The sequence below is a fragment of the Acidimicrobiales bacterium genome (assembly GCA_016716005.1).
GTDB lineage: Bacteria > Actinomycetota > Acidimicrobiia > Acidimicrobiales > JADJXE01 > JADJXE01.
In genome coordinates this window covers 2,909,089-2,925,698 of the sequence record JADJXE010000001.1, presented here as the reverse complement: position 1 = coordinate 2,925,698, position 16,610 = coordinate 2,909,089, and the positions used below count along the sequence as shown (strand labels likewise).

Below are 16,610 nucleotides of genomic sequence, written 5' to 3'. Positions count from 1 at the left end.
TCACCACCAACCCGTCGGGCTTCCCCAGGACGGTCACCGAGATCGACATCACCGACCCGACGGACCTCCCCGACCCGACGAGCGAGTGATCGGGTCCGCTCGCGCCGGAGGTCAGCAAGAGCCGCCGGCGGCACGGAACGCCGCCCACACCTCGGGTCGCAGCCGGCCCCGGTCGGGCACCTCGATGCCCCTCTCCCGCGCCCACCGGCGCACGTCGGCCGTGGTGGGCTCCGGCGGGGCGACGGGACCCGCCGGCGGAAGGTCGGCCTCCCTGGCCGCGGCGCCCTCGTGGTCGAGGTGGTGGGCGAGCGCTGCGCCGAGGAACCGGTAGGCCCACTCCTGGGCCAGGGGTCGGGTCTCGCAGAACACGATCGGCACCGACGGGAACCGCACCTGGGCCTCGGCCAGCGCCTCGGCCACCACGGCGGGGCGCACCCGCTCCAGCTTGAACACCGCCGACCAGCGGTCCTCCACCACCACGGCGGCCCGCGGCACGGTCGCCAGGTCGGCCAGGAGGTAGCGGGCCTTGCCGCTGGTGAGGCTGGCGACCAGGTCGGCCAGGCTCTTGCGCTCGACGGTGGCCACGACGCGGTCGTCGACGGCCACGGCGTAGTCCCCGGCCGGCAGCGCCCGGCGGGTGGTGGTGGCCTGCTGGCGCTCGAACCGCCACGGGTAGCGCTCGTGCGAGTCGACGAGGATCTCGAGCACCTGCCCGCTCGCCCTCGCCGAGGGCACCTGCACCTGCGGGCGGGCCTGGCGCACCGTGCGGGCGCTCTGCCAGAAGATGACCTCGCGCCCCCGGGCCCGGGTGAACACGAACTGGCTGCGGTGCTCCCGCGCCCGGTCGAGCACCAGGTCGACGGCTGCGCCCCGCCGCACGCACGAGCGCACCGGCACCCGCTCGAGCACCTCGAGGTCGTCGGGCCAGTCGTCGGCCCGGTGGCAGTACACCTTGGCCGTGCGGGGCCACGTTTCGCGCACCTTCAGGGCGATGCCGTGCGGCCCGAGCGGCACCCGCACGAGGAACGGCAGCGACGACGCCGGGTCCGGGTTGCGGGCCACCACGAACTCCACCCGCCCAGTCTGGTCGCCGTGGCGGGCCGGGGTGCGTGAAGGCGTGGCCGGCTGCGCTGCCGGCCCGGCGATCAGCCGGGGACGTCGAGGAGCAGCCCGAGCACCTCACGGACCCGTGCGAGCACCTCCGGTCCGACGTTGCCCCGGATGGCGCCGAGTCGACGGGACGACACGGCCCGCAGGTGCTGGCACTGCGCAGCCGCGGCCACCTCGAGGCCGCTCGCCGGACCCGGCTCGATCTCGACCTCCGACGAGAAGCCCCGCACGGTCGACGTCAGCGGCACCACCTGCACCACGCTCGGGCCCGCATCGAGGATGCGCTGCGCCGTCACCACCACCGCCGGGTGGCCGAAGCCCGCTTCCCTCCCTTCCGGGAGCCCGAGCTCGACGTCGACGACGTCACCCGAGGTCAGCATCGAGCCACGCCGTCTCGTCCTCGCGGAGGTCGCTGGCCAGCTCGGCGCCGATCTGGTCCTGGCGGAGACGGCGCACGGCGATCGCGACGGCGTCGCCAACCGTGGTGCCCAGCGACGCGGCGAGTGCTTTGAGCTCTCGGTGGGTGGCGACGTCGATCCGCACGCTTGTGCTGTGCATGCGATCATGCTAGCTCGATCGCATGCTGGTGCAGCGACAGAGCGGGAGACGGTCAGAGCTCCACCGACACCTCGTGGGCATGGGCAGCCAGGGCCGTCAGGTCACCGGGGTCGCGGGTGAGCACCGTGCCCCCGGGCTCGGCGGTCGCCACCACGACGGCGTCCACGGCGGAGCCGCGCGTGGCCCGGCGGCGCAGATCCGCTCGAGACCGGCCGGCGCTCCCGCGACGCCTCCGCCCCGCCTCCGCCCCTCCTCCGCCCGCGTCCGGGATCCTCGTGGGGTTCCCCAGCCGAGAGGCCCGTGGCGCCGCCCTGCGGCGCCCCGGCGTGTGTGACCGACATCACACACATCTCGCTCGACGGTCGAACAGGTGTTCGATAGTATGAGTGTGCTTCCCCGATCGCCAGGTCCGCCCTGGCCTCCACATGGGTTCGATTCGTTGGAGGAGAGATGGCGATCGTTGTGGAGGACCTACCTCGGGTCGATGCTCCACCGGGTGACGGCGATCCGGACTGGGTGTTCGTGGAGCGCCCGGAGGAGCGCTGGGCCCGCTGCGAGCTGGCCGAGGTGGAAGAGGGGATCCGTCAGCTCGACGCCGCCATCGCGGCGCTGCAGCGGGAGCAGGCGGCGGCGTTGGGCGTGTTCGCTCAGCGCCACGGCCCCGAGCTCGACGGCTGCGCCACCCCGGCCGACTGGCTGATGCTGGCCACCGCGTGCTCCCGGGCCACCGCCCGCAGCGAGGCGGCGGTGGCGCTGGGCCTCGGGGAGCTACCGGCGATCGCCGATGCGTTCGGGCGGGGCGAGCTGTCCCTGGATCAGGTCGCCCAGCTCGTGCGGTTCGCCACCCCGGCCACCGACACGGAGTGGGCCGCCGACGCGCAGGGCCGCTCGGTGGCCGACCTGGAGGCCCTGGCCCGCTCGCTTCGGCCGCCCCGGGTGTCCGACACCGCCGACGCCCGGGCTCGGCGGTCGCTGCGCCTGCGTGACGTCGAGGGCGAGACCCGCATCACCGGCCGCGTGCCGCTGGCCGACGGGGCCGTGCTGCGAGCGTTCCTGGAGCCGCTGGCCGCCGCGGTGCCGGCCGACTGCGTCGCGGGCACCTTCGATCCGTGGGGCGCCCGCCTGGCCGACGCCCTGTGCGCCCGCGCCGCCGAACAGCCCCCCGAGGGCACCCGCAGCCGTCGGGCGGTCGTCACCGTGCACGCCACACCCGAGCAGCTCACCGGCGAAGCCGAGACCGGCGCCGTGCTCGAGGACGGCATGACCCCCCTCGCCCGAGGGGCGCTGGCCCGCATCCTGTGCGACTGCGACCTCGAGGTCCACGTCGACCACCCGGCCACCGGCGCCACGTTGGGCATCGGCCGCGCCTCGCGCACCGTGCCCGCCTGGCTGGCCCGGGTGGTGCTGCTGCGCGACGGCCGCTGCCGGGTCCCGGGCTGCGACCGGCCCGGCACCGAGATCCACCACCTCGTGCCCTGGGAGCACGAGGGGCCCACCGACACGCCCAACCTGGTGGCCATCTGCTGGCACCACCACCAACGCATCCACACCGACGGGTTCGCCCTCGCCGGCGACGCCGACCACGACCTCGAATGGCGCGACCCCAACGGCCGCCACATCGCCACCAGCCGACCCACCCTGCGACCCGACGTCCACCAACGCCTCTTCGGCCACCCCCCGCCCCGCGCAACCTGAGGTGGCGTGATCCGGCGCACCACCCGGCCTCCGAAGGGGGAGCCGGGCCAGTGGCGCGCGCCCGGGTCAGTCCCCGGCCAACCCGAGGAACACCACCATCGACCGCGTCAGCCGCACCAGATCCTCATCACCGAGCTGGCCGAGGCGCTCGCCGATCTTCGACCGGGGGATCGTCGTGAGCTTGTCCACCATCAGGCTGCACGGCTGGTGGAGCCCGTTGCGCTCGTCGGGCTCGACGCGGAGCCTGAGCAGCGGCGCCTCGGTCGGGTCCGTGGTGAACGCGCAGACCGTCACGGATGCGGTGGCGTCGAATCGGTCGTCCTGGACGATCACCACCGGTCGGGGCATGCCGGCGTACCCGGTGCCGGCTGCGGCCGTCCAGATCTCTCCTCGCCTCACTCGTCGTCGAGGCTGACCGCGTCGATGAACGCCTGGTCGTCCGCCGCGTGTGGGCTCGACGCGACGGCGAGCGACTGCCGATGGGCTTCGTCGCGGAACGTCTCCGATCGGACGTCCGGCACCCAGATCTGGATGGGCCGCAACCCCTGGGCGCGCAGGCGCGCCCGGTGCTGGCGGACCCGTTCCGACACCGAGACACGCTTCCGCACCATGCCGGCGATGTTACATGTAACGATGTCGAGGCTCGTTGTCATGCCATTCGGTATGCTCTGGGTATGACCGCCCAGATCGCCGTGAAGCTCCCCGACTCGCTGCTCGCATCGGTTGACGAGCTCGTCGAGCGCGGCGTGGTCGAGAGCCGGTCCGACGCGGTGCGGGTCGGGCTGGGCCTGCTCCGCCAGGCCGCCGATCGACAGCGCATCGACGAGGCGTTCCGCAGCGGGTTCAGCCGCCACCCCGAGGGCGACGACGAGCTCGCCGACGCACGACGCCTGGCCGCCGAGGCCATCGAGGACGAGCCGTGGGAGCCCTGGTGGTAGCCCGGGCCGAGGTCTGGTGGGGCGAGACCCCGGACGAGAAGGGCCGGCCCTTCCTCGTGGTGAGCCGCGACGCCGCCAACGAGGTGATGCAGCGGGTGCTGGTCGCGCCGGTCACCACGAGGGTGCGTGGCGTGCCGAGCGAGCTGGCGTTGGGGGCCGACGAGGGGCTGCCGCGCCCGTGCGTCGCGGCGTTCGACAACGTCCGCCCCTTCCCGAAGGCGATGCTCACCCGGCGGCTGGGTGCCCTGGGCCGGGCGCGGCGGCACCAGCTGTGCTCGGTCGCCGCCGCCACGCTCGACTGCTGAAGGTCGCGCTCAGCGCCAGCCGGGGGCGGGCTCGTCCTGGGCATCGGCCGGGCCGGCCGCAACATCCCCGCCTGGCCGGCCTGTGCTGGCACTACCACCGACCCCAACGGCCGACTCATCGGCACCACCCGACCCGCCCACCACCAGTGAAGCCCCGGCGCGACAGGATGGCCCGATGCTCCCCGTGGCTCACTTCGACCCCGGCCGGCTCGGCCTCGACGGCGACCCCTACGAGCAGCTCGAGCGGCTGCGCGTCCACGGCCAGCTGGTGCTGCTCGAGTCGGGCTTCGTCGCCGCCGTCGGCTACGACACCGCCGAGGCGGTGCTGCGCTCGCCGGCCATGACCAGCTCGCCGATCGGCGAGCGGTACCGCCACGCCCTCCCCGAGGGCGCCGCCCGCGACGAGCTCAGCCACCGCATCAACTTCCTCGACCCGCCCGACCACCCCCGGGTGCGGGGCCTGGTGTCGCGGGCCTTCACGCCCCGGCGCATCGACGGCCTCCGGCCGTTCACCGAGCGCACCGCCTGGTCGCTGCTCGACGGCCTCGACGCTGCCGACGGCCCCGTCGACCTGCAGGCCGCCTACGCCCACCAGGTGCCGTCGCTGGTGATCTCCGAGCTGCTGGGCGTGCCCGCCGCCGACCGCGACCGGCTCACCGCCCTCGCCGACGCCGTCACCCCGCTGCTCGGCATCGGCCTCGACGCCGCCGACAGGGCCGCCGCCATCGTTGCGGCCGAGGAGATGCACGCCTACCTCGGCGCCCTGCTCGACGAGCGGCGCCGCCACCCGGCCGGCGACCTCCTCAGCGCGCTCGTCACCGTGGAAGAGGACGGCGAGCGCCTGTCGCGGGCCGAGCTGCTGTCGCTGGCCGCCACCCTGTACTCGGCCGGGCACCGCACCACCCGCGACCTCACCACCAACGGGCTGTCGGTGCTGCTGGGCCGGCCGGCGCTGGTCGACGACGTGCGGTCCGGCCGCCTCCCGGTGACGTCGGTGATCTCCGAGTTCCTCCGCTACGAGACGCCGACCCTCTACGTCAGCCGCATCCCCGCCGCCGACGTGGCGCTGCCCGGCGGCACCGTGCGCGCCGGTGCGCCGATCCTGGTGTTCCTCGGCGCAGCCAACCGCGACCCCGACGCCTACGAACGGGCCCACGACTTCGACCCGGCCCGGTGGGGCGACGACCCGCCGCCCCAGCCGCCCCTCAGCTTCGCGGCCGGGCCCCACTACTGCCTCGGCGCGTCGCTGGCCCGGATGGAGGCCAGCGTGATGGTGGGCGAGCTGCTGGCCCGGTTCCCGTCGGCGCGCCTGGCCGGCGACCGGGTGTGGCGGCAGCGGGGTCCGTTCCGCAGCCTCGACGGCCTCCCCGTCCTGCTCCGCTGAGACCAGCACCTACGCTGGCCCTCGTGGCCGTGGTGATCTCCCGAGGCGCCGAGCAGCGGGCGGCCCTGCTGGCCGAGCTCCACCGCCTCACCGCCCGGCTGCGGACCCTGCCCGGCGTCATCGAGGTGTGGCTCTTCGGGTCGCTGGTCTCGGGTCACGTGCACGGCGGCAGCGACCTCGATCTGCTGGTCGTCCGCGACACGGCCGAGCCGCCCACCGAGCGCATCGCCACGCTCTGGCGGGAGCTGGCCCCGCGCGTCGCCGTCGACCTGTTCGTCTACACGCCCGCGGAGGCCGCCGAGGGTGGGCGCTTCGTCGACGACGCCCGCCGCCGGGGCCGGCGGATCATCTGACCCGATGGCACGCGACCCCCTGGCCGAGGCCCGGCGGTGGATCCACCAGGCTCGCCGCACGGGGCGACCCCTCTGGCCGAGCCGGCAGCGCCGCCACCCCCTCCCCGCCCAACAGGCCCCAGGGCGCCGGGCGCGACGCCAGCGGCGACGGTGCTGGGCACAGTGGCGGCGCGCGCGCGGGCCCGGCCCCGCCCCCCCCCCCCCCCCCCCCCCCCGCCCCCGCCCCGCCCCCCCCCCCCCCCCCCCCCCCCCCCCCCCCCCCCCCCCCCGCCCCCGCCGGGGCCCCCCCCCCCCCGCCCCCCCGCCCGCCCAGGCCGGCGAGGCCATCGCCACGGCCACCGAGGTCCTGGCGTTCGCCGACCGGGCCGCGGCCGGCTGACACCCGCTCCGCCGGTCTCAGCACGCCCGGGCCACGACGAGGCTGCCGAGCAGCTTGCCCTGCTCGTCCAGCACCGCAGCCCACGGCCGGGGCGACGCGGCCGGCACCATGGCCACGTCGCCGTCCACGCAGCGCCGGAGCAGCAGGCCGGCGCGCAGCAGGTGGTAGTCGCTCGTCACCACCACGATCCGCCGCCAGCCCCGCTCGTCGGCCAGCCGGGCGACGGCCCGGGCCTCGCCCCGGGTGCCGATCCTCGACGACTCGGGCCGGATGCACACGATCTCGTACGGGACGGTCTGGTCGCAGCGCACCCGCTCGTCGACGGCGCCGTTGGACACCACCAGCACGGGGGCCACCCCCTCGTCCATGAGCCGCTCGGCCACGGGCAGCCGCTCCTCGGCACCGCTCAGCACCACCACCGCGTCGGCCGACCCCACGTCGTCGCCCTGCGGGTGCACGAACAGGCCCCGGCTGAGCAGGATCCACCCGGCCACGAACGCGGTGCCGGCGCCCGCCACCACCCACGTCCAGCGGCTCCGCAGGAGCTCCCGCCACACCCCACGCACGGTTGCGCAGCCTGGCACGGCCGCACAGCGTCAGCCGGCAGGATCGAACGGGTCGCGCAGCACCGGCTCGGGCTCGGTCAGGTGACACGTGCTCGACCATCGAGCGCAGCGGCGGGCGGGCCTGGTGTCGACACCTTCTGGCAGCGTTAGTGCCGAAACCATGGCGGGCACGTGACGGGGGATGATGACCGGCGTGCGGAACCTCCCTGCCCGGGGGCGGATGGTGTTGATGGTGGTGGCGGCGCTGGCGGCCGTGGCCCTGGTGGCCCTGGCCGCGGTGGCCCTGGGGTGGGGAGACCGCGCCGACACGCCGGCGGCGCCCACCACCGGTCCCCTCGCGCCCACCACCAGCCGGCCCGCGCCCACCACGAGTCCCGCCGGGCTCGCCACCCTGGAGATCGCCGAGTGGCCCGCCGACCTCCCCCGCTACGACCGCGACCGCTTCGAGCTCTGGGTCGACGCCGACGGCGACGGCTGCAACACCCGCGACGAGGTGCTCATCGCCGAGTCGCTCGACCTCCCCCAGATCGACCCGTTCCGCTGCGACGTGGTGGCCGGCCGCTGGGTCGACGCCTACAGCGGCAGCGAGACCACCAACCCGGGCGACCTGCAGATCGACCACCTGGTCGCCCTGGCCAACGCCTGGCGCTCCGGCGCCTGGGCGTGGGACGACGCCCGCCGGCAGGCCTTCGCCAACGACCTCGACCACCCCGGCGCGCTCAACGCCGTCCCCGGCGAGGTGAACCAGGCCAAGGCCGACAAGGGGCCCGAGGCCTGGCGGCCCCCCGACCCCGACGCCTGGTGCCGCTACGCCCTCGACTGGGCCCAGGTGAAGGCCGCCTGGGGCCTCACCGCCACCCGGGCCGAGTGGGACGCCCTCGTCGCCATGGCCGCCACCTGCCCGGCCGACTGACGCCGGCGGCTGTACCGTGCGCGCCCGGCCCCGGGCACCCGCCCGGCACCACCCAGGAGGTCACCGCCATCGACACCCGATGCTGGTGGGGTGCCGCCGAGGACGGCGCCACCGTGTCGGTCAGCGCCCCGGTCGCCTGGTCGCCGCTGGTCGAGCAGCACTGGCCGTGCTCGGCCCTCGAGCGCGGCGAGGGGGTGGCCACCTCGCCGACCTGCACGGTCGTGGTCGAGCAGGGCGACGACGGCTCGGCCGTCGCGGTCGTCGACGGCCGAGCGGCGTCGGGCGGGTGGGACCGCGTCGAGTCCACCCTCGGCCTCTTCGCGGCCGAGCACCTCGTCACCCGGGTGGCCGTCCACGCCGGCGTGGTCGAGTGGCGGGGCCGGGCCCTGGTGATGCCGGGGCCGTCGCACGCCGGCAAGTCCACCCTCACCCTGGCCCTGGCCGAGAGGGGCGCCGGGGTGCTGTCCGACGAGTACGCCATCGTCGACCCGGCCACCGGATGGGTGTCGGCCTGGCCGAGGGCCGTCCGCCGGCGGCGCGCCGACGGCGGGCTCGACCGCGTGCCGACGCCCGAGCCGCCCCGGGCGCCCGTGCCGGTCGGTCTGGTCGCCTTCGTGCGCCACCGCCCGGCCGAGGCCGGCGCGCTCCGGCCGGTCACCGCCGCCGAGGCCGTCCTCGGCCTGCTCGACAACACCGTGAGCGCCCAGGTGCGCCCCGAGACCGCGCTGACCGCGGCCCTGGCCGTGGCCCGCGCCGCCCCCGCCGTGACCGGCGAGCGGGGCGAGGCCGACACGGCCGCCGGCGAGCTGCTGGCCCTCCTCGACCGCCTCAGCGGCTGAGGCCGGGAGCGGGAGCAGCGGCGCCGCCCTCGGGCTCGTCGACCACCCGACGCTGGCCGTTGCCCGTCGAGGCACCCTCGCCGTAGGCGCCGTAGGCCCCGTAGGCCCCGTACCCGTAGCCGTAGCCGTACCCGTAGCCGTAGCGGCGGGTCCGGCCGGCGGTGAACTGGTTGAGCACGGTGCCGAGCAGCGGGGCGTTGACCTGCCGGAGCCGCTCGACGGCCCGGGTCACCTGGCGGCGGTGGGTGCCGCCAGCCGACGCCACCACGACCACGCCGTCGGCCACCGCCGAGAGCACGAGCGGGTCCGACACCGCCAGCACCGGCGACGAGTCGACGATGACCAGGTCGAACCGGTCGGCCAGGTCGGCCAACAGCCCCCGGGCCCGCTCCCCCGACAGCAGCTCGGACGGGTCGGGCGGGACCGGCCCCGAGGTGACGACCGCCAGGTTGGGCTCCCCCTCCACCGCTCGGGTCACGTCGTCGAGCGTGGCCTCGCCCAGCAGCACGGTGGTGAAGCCCTGCACGTTGGGGAGGCCGACGAAGTCGTGGACGCGGGGCTTGCGCAGGTCGCAGTCGACCAGCACCACCCGCTGGCCGGCTCGGCCCACGACCACCGCCAGGTTCGCGGCCGTCGTCGTCTTGCCGTCGCCCGGCACGGGGCTGGTGAGCTGCACCGTGCGGAGCGGCTTCTCGGTGGCCAGGAACGCCAGCGCGGTCCGCAGGCCCCGGTACGCCTCGGCCGACGGCGACTGCGCCTCGTCCCGGGTGATGAGGAGGGGCAGGTCGCGCCGCTTCCAGCTCTCCAGCCGGGGCACCACGGCCAGCGTGGGCAGCGCGGACGCCGCGGCCAGATCGTCCTCGGAGCGCAGCGAGCGGTCGAGGTACTCGACGAGGAAGGCCAGCCCGACGCCGAAGATCAGGCCCACGACCAGCGCCACCACGGCGTTGCGGCTCACGTCGGGCGAGAACGGGCTCGACGGCTCGGTGGCCCGGTCGATCACCTGGGTGCCCGACGTGCGGGCCAGCTCAGTGGAGATGCCGAGGGCCTCCAGGTCGGCCGCGTAGCGCGACCGCTGCCCCAGCAGGGTGCCCGCCTCGCTCTCGGCGTCGGCCGCGATCGAGCTCAGCTGCTCGTCACGGTCGGGCGCGTCGGGGGGCACCGCCTCGGCGGCCGCGGCCCGCAGGGCGTCCAGGAGGGCGAGCTGCTCGTCGATCTCGGCGATCCGCTGCTCGAGGACCTCGCCGCGGGTGGCGTAATCGGCGATCACCTCGGTGCGGCGCAGCTCCACGAAGGCGTCGGCGTAGGCGTTGGCCGCCCCCGCCGCGTCGGCGGCGTCGGCGCTGGTGGCCGTGAAGACGAAGACGTCGGACTCCTCGTCGGCGCGCACCGACAGCACCGGCTCGGAGCCGAACTCGGCCCGCACCTGCTCGCGCAGGGCGCTGGTCTCGGCGATCCGCAGGGCGTTCTCGATCAGCCGCGGGCTGAGGGAGAGGTCGGCCGCCCCGACCGACGACGACGTGGGCGGCGGGCTCACCAGCACCTGGGCGCTGGCCCGGTAGAGGGGCGTCCTGGTGAGCGACATCCCCACGGCGGCCACCACCACCACCAGCGCCGACAGCGCCACGTACCACCAGCGCCGCCGCAGCACGGCGAGGTAGTCGCGGAGCTCCAGCTCCGCCTGACCCTCGGGCTCCGCCATCCCCGGCACGCTACCGGCCGCCGGCACGCGGTCGGCGCCGCCGCCGTGCCGCCAGCCGGGGGCCGCCCCACGCCTGGACGGTGGCCGCGCCGGCCTCCACATGGGCGCGGAGGCCCTGGCCCGCCGCGGTGGTCGCCACGAGGTCGACGAAGCGGCGTCCGGCGCCGACCGCGCCCGGACGGCGAAGGGCCACCCGCGCGTCGGCGGCCACGGCCCGCTGCTCGGCCCGCTGCGCCGCGGGGCTCCTCGGCCGGAGCTGCTCGGGCCGCAGCGGCAGCGGCGTGCCGAACGCCTCCCCCACTGCGGCCAGCACGTCGCCGACGCGCTGCGCGACGAGCTGCTCGGCGGCGGCGGCGGCGACCGCCCGCCCGTCGAGGTGCGGGTGGGCCACGAGCAGGTGGTGGATGTCGGCGAGGGGATGGGCGACGTGGCCGTTGGCCCGGCGGGCGGCGTGGGCCGCGATGATCACCAGGTGCTGGGCCGGGCCCGGCCGACGCAGGTGCGTGCCGGCGAGGGGGTGGCCGGCCGGCAGCGGCTCGGCGGCCTCCCAGCACGGCGGCTGCCCCGAGCCGCGGTGGGAGAAGGCGCTGCCCGGCCGGCGGTGCAGGTCGATGCTGGGGCCGTCGATGCGGCCCAGGTTCACCGAGTGGCGGCCCGACGGCCACGGCCGCACGACCACCGACGGATCCCGCCAGCCGAGCCCGGTGACGATCCGGTACGCGTCGGCGGCCCGGTCGGGGCGCACCAGCAGGTCGGCGTCGCCGACGGGGCGCAGCCGGTGCTGGGGGTAGGTGTCGCCGAGCAGGCCGAGACCCTTCAGGGCCAGGACCTCGATCCCGGCGGCGCGGAACGCGTCGAGCACGGGGACGGTGGCGTGGAGCAGCCGCTCGTTGAGCCCCCACGCCTCGACCGTGGCCTCGTGGCACCCGGCCCGCACCTGCTCGGGCAGGTCGAGCATTTCGGCCCGGGCGCCCAGCAAGGGCAGCAGCCGCTGCTCCGAGCCCTCCTTCGCCCACACCAGCACGCCCGCCGGGCCGCCGCAGTCGGCCTCGAGCCGATCCCACGCGCCGCGTGCCCGCTCGGCGTCGACGGCGCACACCGCGGCGAGCAGCAGGCTCCGTCGGGTGGGATCGACCAGCGGGCTCGGCGTGGCGGCGAGGTTCGGCACCGTCGGCGACCGGCCTACGGCGTGTACCGGACGATCACGATCCCGTTGGTGCCGCCCGTGCCCGCTTGCGTGTGGCCACCACCGCCACCGGCACCGATCCCCGTCGCCGCAGTGGGGGGGGCAGCACTGCCATCGGCGCCCCCGCCACCGCCACCGGCACCGCCGGCACCGGCTTCGCCGGCGTTGGTCGAGGCGCCACCACCCCCGGGCCCGTAGCGAACCGCCACGCCGGTGATGCTGGATTCGTACCCGGGACCACCGCTGCCGGCAGAGGCGTCGCTGCCGTTCCCGCCGGCGCCACCGGCACCGCCCCCACCGCCTCCCCGCCGAACACCGCCTGGAGTCGTCTGCCTCGAGCTCCCCCCCGCGTTGCCCAGGTTCAGGGCGCTGACGGCCGCTCCACCGGTGGTGTTTCGGCCGCCGCCCCCGCCACCCGACCCGCCGGGAAGACCGTTGTAGTTGACCGAGTTGTCGTTCTTCCCCGCGCCCCCACCGCCACCGCCGTAGCCGACGGTCGAGCCGAGCTGGGAGTTGCCCCCGGTGGCGCCAACGGAAGGGTAGGGCGCTGACCCGGCGGGACCACCCGACCCGACGACGACCGAGGTCGTGCCGCTGAGCCCCACCGTGCCGATGGCCACGCCACCTCCACCTCCGCCCCCCGCCGCCGCGGCGTTGCTCGAGTTCCCGCTGCCGCCGCCGCCGCCACCGCCCACGACGAGGTACTCGAAGGTCTTCGACCCCCCCGCCACCGTGATGCTGCCGGTACCGGTGAACGTGGCGACGATGTCCGAGCCCACCGTCGCCGTGGTGTACTGCCCGGCGAAGGTGACACCGATCGGCGACGCCGCCGCCGGGGCGGCGGGCAGCACCAGCGTGGTGAGCCCCACGGCGGCGCCGGCGGCGCCCAGCTTCAGCAGCCGGCGTCGGCTCCAGCGGGGGTCGGCGAGCAGCCCGGCGTCGGTGACCACCTGCAGGGCCGGCTCGAGGCGGCCGGGGAGCTCGTCGGGCCGGGCGCCCTCTCGCAGCAGCAGCACCACCTCGGCGGCGTCGCCGGTGAGGCGGTGGATGACGCCGGCCGCGGCGTCGAGCACGAGCACCTCGCCGTCGACCTCGTCGATGCGCAGCCCTGGGCGCAGGGATCGGGGGTGTCCCGCCATGCCGATCTGGTCCCTCGCTCTGGGGTCCGGCGACGCTGCCCCGCTGACAGCACGCCCGACCACGGATCGTGGCGGAGTCTACCTACGCTCGGTGGCCGACGTGGGGACCGGGCGGGACACCGGACCGGATCGTTCGAGGCGATCGCGGTGGCCGTCCACGTGGCAGCACCGACGTGTCGAGCAGACACCTGGTCGGGGTGGCAGCCGGACCGCTGCCGTCCTAGCGTCGGGGTGGGCCAGGTGACACCTGACGGTGGCGGCAACGGGGCCGCGACCCCCGACGGGAGCAGCCATGAGCACGGCCGAGGTGACGGCGTCGAGCGAGATCGCCGGCGTGTACGTGGTGACGCCCCGCGTGCTCCACGACTCCCGGGGCGACTTCATCGAGAGCTGGCGGCGCTCGTGGGTGCCCGACAGCCAGGAGGTGATCCAGACCAACCAGGTCACCCGCCGCCGGGGCTGCGTCGTCGGGCTGCACTACCACCTCCTGCAGGCCGACTACTGCTACGTGCCGTCCGGGCGGGCCCGGATCGTGCTGCACGATCTCCGGGCCGGCTCCCCCACCGAGGCGGTCACCCTCACGCTCGACATCGGCGGCGACGGAGGCCCCGACCACGACCACCGCGGCGTCTACATCCCCGCCGGCGTGCTCCACGGCTTCGCCGCCCTCACCGATGTCACCCTCATCTACCTGGTCGACCAGGCCCACAACTCCCTCGACGAGTTCGGCGTCGCCTGGGACGACCCCCAGGTGGCCGCCGACTGGGGCCTCGAGGCCATGGGCGTCACCGAACCGATCCTGTCGGCCAGCGACCAGGCCCACCCCCGCCGGGCCGACCTCGACCCCTACGCCATCCCCCGCTGGCAGGCGCCGCCACCGGCCCTGGCCCGCCGGTAGCAGGCGGCGCCCGGGCGGCCGGCACGGTCAGTCGCCGGTGCGCTCGCCCTGGAACGAGTAGCCGCAGCCGCCCCCCACGTCGTGGGTGAGCAGGCCGTCACGGATCAGCGTGGTCTGGTCGAACAGGTCGAAGCGGCCCCGCAGGCCGATGCCGATACCCGACGGCAGGCTCGCCGAACCGTTGAACGAGAAGTCGGCACCGAGCGGCGCCGTGACCGAGGCCTCGCCCCCGCCGGGGACGAGGGGCCCGGTGACGGTCACGTTGGCGCCGTCGCGGGAGACGCGCACGGTCATGGGCGCCGGCAGCTGGCACACGTCGTTGCCGCCGCCCTGGAACGTGAGCAGGTAGGTCCCCGGGATCACCGGCTCCACCAGCGTGGTGGTCGCCCCCTCGGTCGTCGTCGTGAAGCACGACTGCCATCGCTCCGACGCCAGGGCGACCAGCCCGTTCATGGCGCTCGTCCAGTCGTACACCGCGGGCCGGTCGACCGACGGGTCGCCGGTGAGCACCGGCTCCGGGTAGGAGCCGGGTGCCCGCCAGCCCTGGGACGCGCCCGTCCACTGGAGCCCGAAGCCCTGGGCGATCTGCTGGACACAGGCGGCCTGCTGCTGATCGCTCGGCGGGGCCGGGCCCACGAACGGGATGCTGCGGATCGGGGGCTGGGTGGCCGACGCCACCTGGCCGCTCCCCCACCACCGGCCGTTGCGGATGTCGTTCAGGTCCTGCAGCACCGCGGTCACGAAGGCCGGAGCGAAGGCCGAGGCCACCAGGGCCACCCCGATGAGCACGCCGGCCACCACCTGGGCCGCGCCCCGCTCGCCCCGACACCGGTGCACCTCACCCCGGCCGCGGCTCATCGCCGGGACCGCCACACGTCCACCAGCACCAGGGCGCCGCCGACCAGCACGACCAGCACACCCACGCCCAGGCCGGGGCGAGGCTCGGGGCGCAGCACGCGGGCCAGGGCGAAGGCGGCCGCGTGGCCCCGCCCACGAGGAGGAGGACGGGACCGGCGTCGAGGACGGTCTCGCCGCTGCCGCTGCCGGTGCCCACCAGCAGGAAGCGAAGGGGTGTGTCCCACGCCGAGACGCTCGTGCCCGCGGCGGTGAACCACGGGAGGAAGCTCCCGCCCAGCACCAGGACACCGCCGATCACCGAGAGCAGCCCGAGGTGGACCCGCACGCCGAACCACCGCAGGGCCCAGCCGGCGCTGGAGAGGCCCCCGGTGGCCACCCAGCCCTGCCAGCCCTCGGCCGACACCACGAGGGCCCAGTCGCCCCAGCTGCCGCGGCGCTGCAGCGCGACGCCGGGCGCCAGGGCCACGCCCGGGCCGCTGGGATCGGGAGAGGACCAGGCGGTGGTGCCGGTGCGGGCCACCACGTCGGTCGCCTCGAAGGTGGGGGGCCGCGGGGCCTCGAGCAGCCGGCCGTCGACCCAGCCGGTCCAGCCGGTGACGCAGCGCACCTGCACCCAGGCGTCCCGCCGATCGAGCACCTGGAGCACCTCGCCCGCCCCGAAGCGGGTCGCCGGCTGGGCGCCGCCGAACGGCTCGGCCCAGGCCGACAGGCCGCCACGCGGGCTGACGGCCCAGTCGCCCGGGGGCGCCGTCGCACCGGGTGCGACCCACGCCTCCATGGCCACCTCCCGCGTCGGCGAGCACGATCACCGCCATGGTCCGCCCCGACCCCGGGACCGGCCAGGGTCGTTCGTCCCGACCGCGCCCGGGACGCACCAGACGTCGTCAGCGCGATGGAGAACGGCCACCGCCACTGCCGACCGCGCCCGGGACGCGCCAGGCGTCGTCAGCGCGATGGAGACCGGTCAGGTGGGCGCCGGGGCCGCGCCCGACGAGCGGCGGGCCGACCGTCAGGCGGTGGGCGGCGGCACCCGGGCGGCCGGGTCCTGGCGGTAGAAGCCGGCGAGCACCCCGTACAGGTCGGGGTGCTCGTGGCGCAGCCCGACCGGGTCGTCGAAGAACGCCTCGGTGGCCACCGCGAAGAACTCGCCCGGGTTCACGCCCGCGTACGAGCGCAGCACCGCCCCCGCCTCGCCCCGCTGGAGCTGCTCGTACACGTCGGTGCACACCGCCACCCACCGCTGCAGCTGCTCGTCGGTGGCCAGCGGGGGCGTGCCGTCGATCAGCCCGTAGAGCAGGTCGAGCTTGTGGGCGAACTCGTGGAACACCACGTTGTGGCCCCGGCCGGGGCGGCGCACCTCGTCCAGCACGGCGTCCCACACGATCACCACCGGGCCGGTCTGGCTGGCCTGGCCGAGGATCGGCATCGGCCCGTCGGAGACCAGGCCGGGCACCTGGGAGCGCTCGCCGGTGAGCACCAGCGTGGTGGGGTGCACCACGATCGCCTGCACGTCTCGGTACGAGTCGTCGGGCAGCCCCAGCACCAGCAGCGACGCCAGCCCGGCCACGGTGACCACGATCTCGTCGGTGAGCTCGAAGCCGCGGGCCGCCTCCCAGCGCTTGGTGGCCACCAGCCCCAGGGTGAGGCGCTCGAGGCGCTCCCGCTCGTCGCCGTCGAGCAGGCGGGCGTGCGGCACCCGCTCGTCGAGCAGCGCCCGCCACGCCGGCGGGAGGCCGCCCTGCAGCAGCCGGCGCCGGCGCCGGTGGCGGCGCGTCTCGAGCCGCACC

Annotated in this window: 20 protein-coding genes; 8 read left to right on the top strand and 12 right to left on the bottom strand. The window is 76.0% G+C overall.

From position 1 onward, the window contains the following. Positions 1–111: 111 nt before the first annotated feature. From IPM45_14410 to IPM45_14400, 3 genes are all read right to left on the bottom strand, one after another. Complete coding sequence (locus IPM45_14410; protein ID MBK9180729.1) at positions 112–1,074, bottom strand: Lsr2 family protein; 963 nt, start codon at positions 1,072–1,074, stop codon at positions 112–114. 71 nt (positions 1,075–1,145) lie between these two features. Next, a complete protein-coding gene (locus tag IPM45_14405) occupies positions 1,146–1,490 on the bottom strand; it encodes a type II toxin-antitoxin system PemK/MazF family toxin (protein ID MBK9180728.1) in 345 nt (114 codons plus the stop codon). Then, positions 1,474–1,668, bottom strand: a complete 195-nt coding sequence (locus IPM45_14400) for a hypothetical protein (GenBank protein ID MBK9180727.1) — start codon at positions 1,666–1,668, stop codon at positions 1,474–1,476. Before IPM45_14400 ends, IPM45_14405 begins: the two co-directional genes overlap by 17 nt. 450 nt (positions 1,669–2,118) lie before the next feature. Between IPM45_14400 and IPM45_14395 the strand changes: the two genes are divergently transcribed. Then, on the top strand, positions 2,119–3,363 hold the full coding sequence (locus IPM45_14395) for a DUF222 domain-containing protein (GenBank protein ID MBK9180726.1): 1,245 nt from the start codon (positions 2,119–2,121) through the stop codon (positions 3,361–3,363). Positions 3,364–3,429: 66 nt separating this feature from the next. On the opposite strand, the gene IPM45_14390 is transcribed toward IPM45_14395, so the two are convergent. Together IPM45_14390 and IPM45_14385 are read right to left on the bottom strand one after the other, a co-directional pair. Further along, a complete protein-coding gene (locus tag IPM45_14390) occupies positions 3,430–3,762 on the bottom strand; it encodes a type II toxin-antitoxin system PemK/MazF family toxin (protein ID MBK9180725.1) in 333 nt (110 codons plus the stop codon). Beyond that, positions 3,759–3,974, bottom strand: coding sequence for an antitoxin MazE family protein (locus IPM45_14385; protein ID MBK9180724.1), 216 nt, complete (start codon positions 3,972–3,974; stop codon positions 3,759–3,761). Before IPM45_14385 ends, IPM45_14390 begins: the two co-directional genes overlap by 4 nt. Before the next feature lie 63 nt (positions 3,975–4,037). Here IPM45_14385 and IPM45_14380 point away from each other — a divergent pair, with 63 nt between their 5' ends. The 4 genes from IPM45_14380 to IPM45_14365 all read left to right on the top strand — a co-directional run bounded on the left by IPM45_14380 (position 4,038) and on the right by IPM45_14365 (position 6,343). After that, the gene (locus IPM45_14380; GenBank protein MBK9180723.1) at positions 4,038–4,301 is read left to right on the top strand and encodes a ribbon-helix-helix protein, CopG family; all 264 of its coding nucleotides are present in this window, start codon (positions 4,038–4,040) and stop codon (positions 4,299–4,301) included. Next, complete coding sequence (locus IPM45_14375; GenBank protein ID MBK9180722.1) at positions 4,283–4,606, top strand: type II toxin-antitoxin system PemK/MazF family toxin; 324 nt, start codon at positions 4,283–4,285, stop codon at positions 4,604–4,606. Before IPM45_14380 ends, IPM45_14375 begins: the two co-directional genes overlap by 19 nt. Positions 4,607–4,781: 175 nt before the next feature. Further along, positions 4,782–5,990, top strand: coding sequence for a cytochrome P450 (locus IPM45_14370; protein ID MBK9180721.1), 1,209 nt, complete (start codon positions 4,782–4,784; stop codon positions 5,988–5,990). Between the two features lie 23 nt (positions 5,991–6,013). Continuing rightward, positions 6,014–6,343: a nucleotidyltransferase domain-containing protein gene (locus IPM45_14365; GenBank protein ID MBK9180720.1), complete on the top strand. Its 330-nt coding sequence runs from the start codon at positions 6,014–6,016 to the stop codon at positions 6,341–6,343. Between the two features lie 396 nt (positions 6,344–6,739). Here IPM45_14365 and IPM45_14360 read toward each other — a convergent pair whose 3' ends face one another. Then, positions 6,740–7,279 carry a YdcF family protein gene (locus tag IPM45_14360; GenBank protein ID MBK9180719.1) on the bottom strand — a complete coding sequence of 180 codons (540 nt, stop codon included), beginning with the start codon at positions 7,277–7,279 and terminating at the stop codon, positions 6,740–6,742. A gap of 202 nt (positions 7,280–7,481) precedes the next feature. Here IPM45_14360 and IPM45_14355 point away from each other — a divergent pair, with 202 nt between their 5' ends. Next, positions 7,482–8,201 carry an HNH endonuclease gene (locus IPM45_14355; GenBank protein MBK9180718.1) on the top strand — a complete coding sequence of 240 codons (720 nt, stop codon included), beginning with the start codon at positions 7,482–7,484 and terminating at the stop codon, positions 8,199–8,201. A 113-nt stretch (positions 8,202–8,314) separates the two neighbouring features. Beyond that, positions 8,315–9,040 (top strand): hypothetical protein, encoded by a 726-nt coding sequence (locus IPM45_14350; GenBank protein MBK9180717.1) that lies wholly within the window; start codon positions 8,315–8,317, stop codon positions 9,038–9,040. Here the strand turns inward: IPM45_14350 and IPM45_14345 are convergent. From IPM45_14345 to IPM45_14335, 3 genes are read right to left on the bottom strand one after another with little or no spacing between them, the layout of a single operon-like run. Further along, entirely contained in the window at positions 9,030–10,742 is a 1,713-nt protein-coding gene (locus tag IPM45_14345; GenBank protein ID MBK9180716.1) for a polysaccharide biosynthesis tyrosine autokinase, read from the bottom strand. The two genes, IPM45_14350 and IPM45_14345, sit on opposite strands and share 11 nt — an antisense overlap. Positions 10,743–10,752: 10 nt before the next feature. After that, the gene (locus tag IPM45_14340; GenBank protein MBK9180715.1) at positions 10,753–11,910 is read right to left on the bottom strand and encodes a nucleotidyltransferase family protein; all 1,158 of its coding nucleotides are present in this window, start codon (positions 11,908–11,910) and stop codon (positions 10,753–10,755) included. A 14-nt stretch (positions 11,911–11,924) separates the two neighbouring features. Further along, a complete protein-coding gene (locus IPM45_14335; protein MBK9180714.1) occupies positions 11,925–13,067 on the bottom strand; it encodes a hypothetical protein in 1,143 nt (380 codons plus the stop codon). Between the two features lie 292 nt (positions 13,068–13,359). On the opposite strand from IPM45_14335, the gene IPM45_14330 reads away from it, so the two are divergent. Then, positions 13,360–13,965, top strand: a complete 606-nt coding sequence (locus tag IPM45_14330) for a dTDP-4-dehydrorhamnose 3,5-epimerase family protein (protein MBK9180713.1) — start codon at positions 13,360–13,362, stop codon at positions 13,963–13,965. Positions 13,966–13,992: 27 nt separating this feature from the next. On the opposite strand, the gene IPM45_14325 is transcribed toward IPM45_14330, so the two are convergent. The 3 genes from IPM45_14325 to IPM45_14315 all read right to left on the bottom strand — a co-directional run bounded on the left by IPM45_14325 (position 13,993) and on the right by IPM45_14315 (position 16,609). Then, entirely contained in the window at positions 13,993–14,823 is an 831-nt protein-coding gene (locus IPM45_14325; GenBank protein ID MBK9180712.1) for a hypothetical protein, read from the bottom strand. Continuing rightward, a complete protein-coding gene (locus IPM45_14320) occupies positions 14,804–15,601 on the bottom strand; it encodes a hypothetical protein (protein ID MBK9180711.1) in 798 nt (265 codons plus the stop codon). The genes IPM45_14325 and IPM45_14320 overlap by 20 nt, the downstream gene beginning before the upstream one ends. A 231-nt stretch (positions 15,602–15,832) precedes the next feature. Then, a complete protein-coding gene (locus IPM45_14315; protein ID MBK9180710.1) occupies positions 15,833–16,609 on the bottom strand; it encodes a zinc-dependent peptidase in 777 nt (258 codons plus the stop codon). Position 16,610 lies beyond the last annotated feature (1 nt).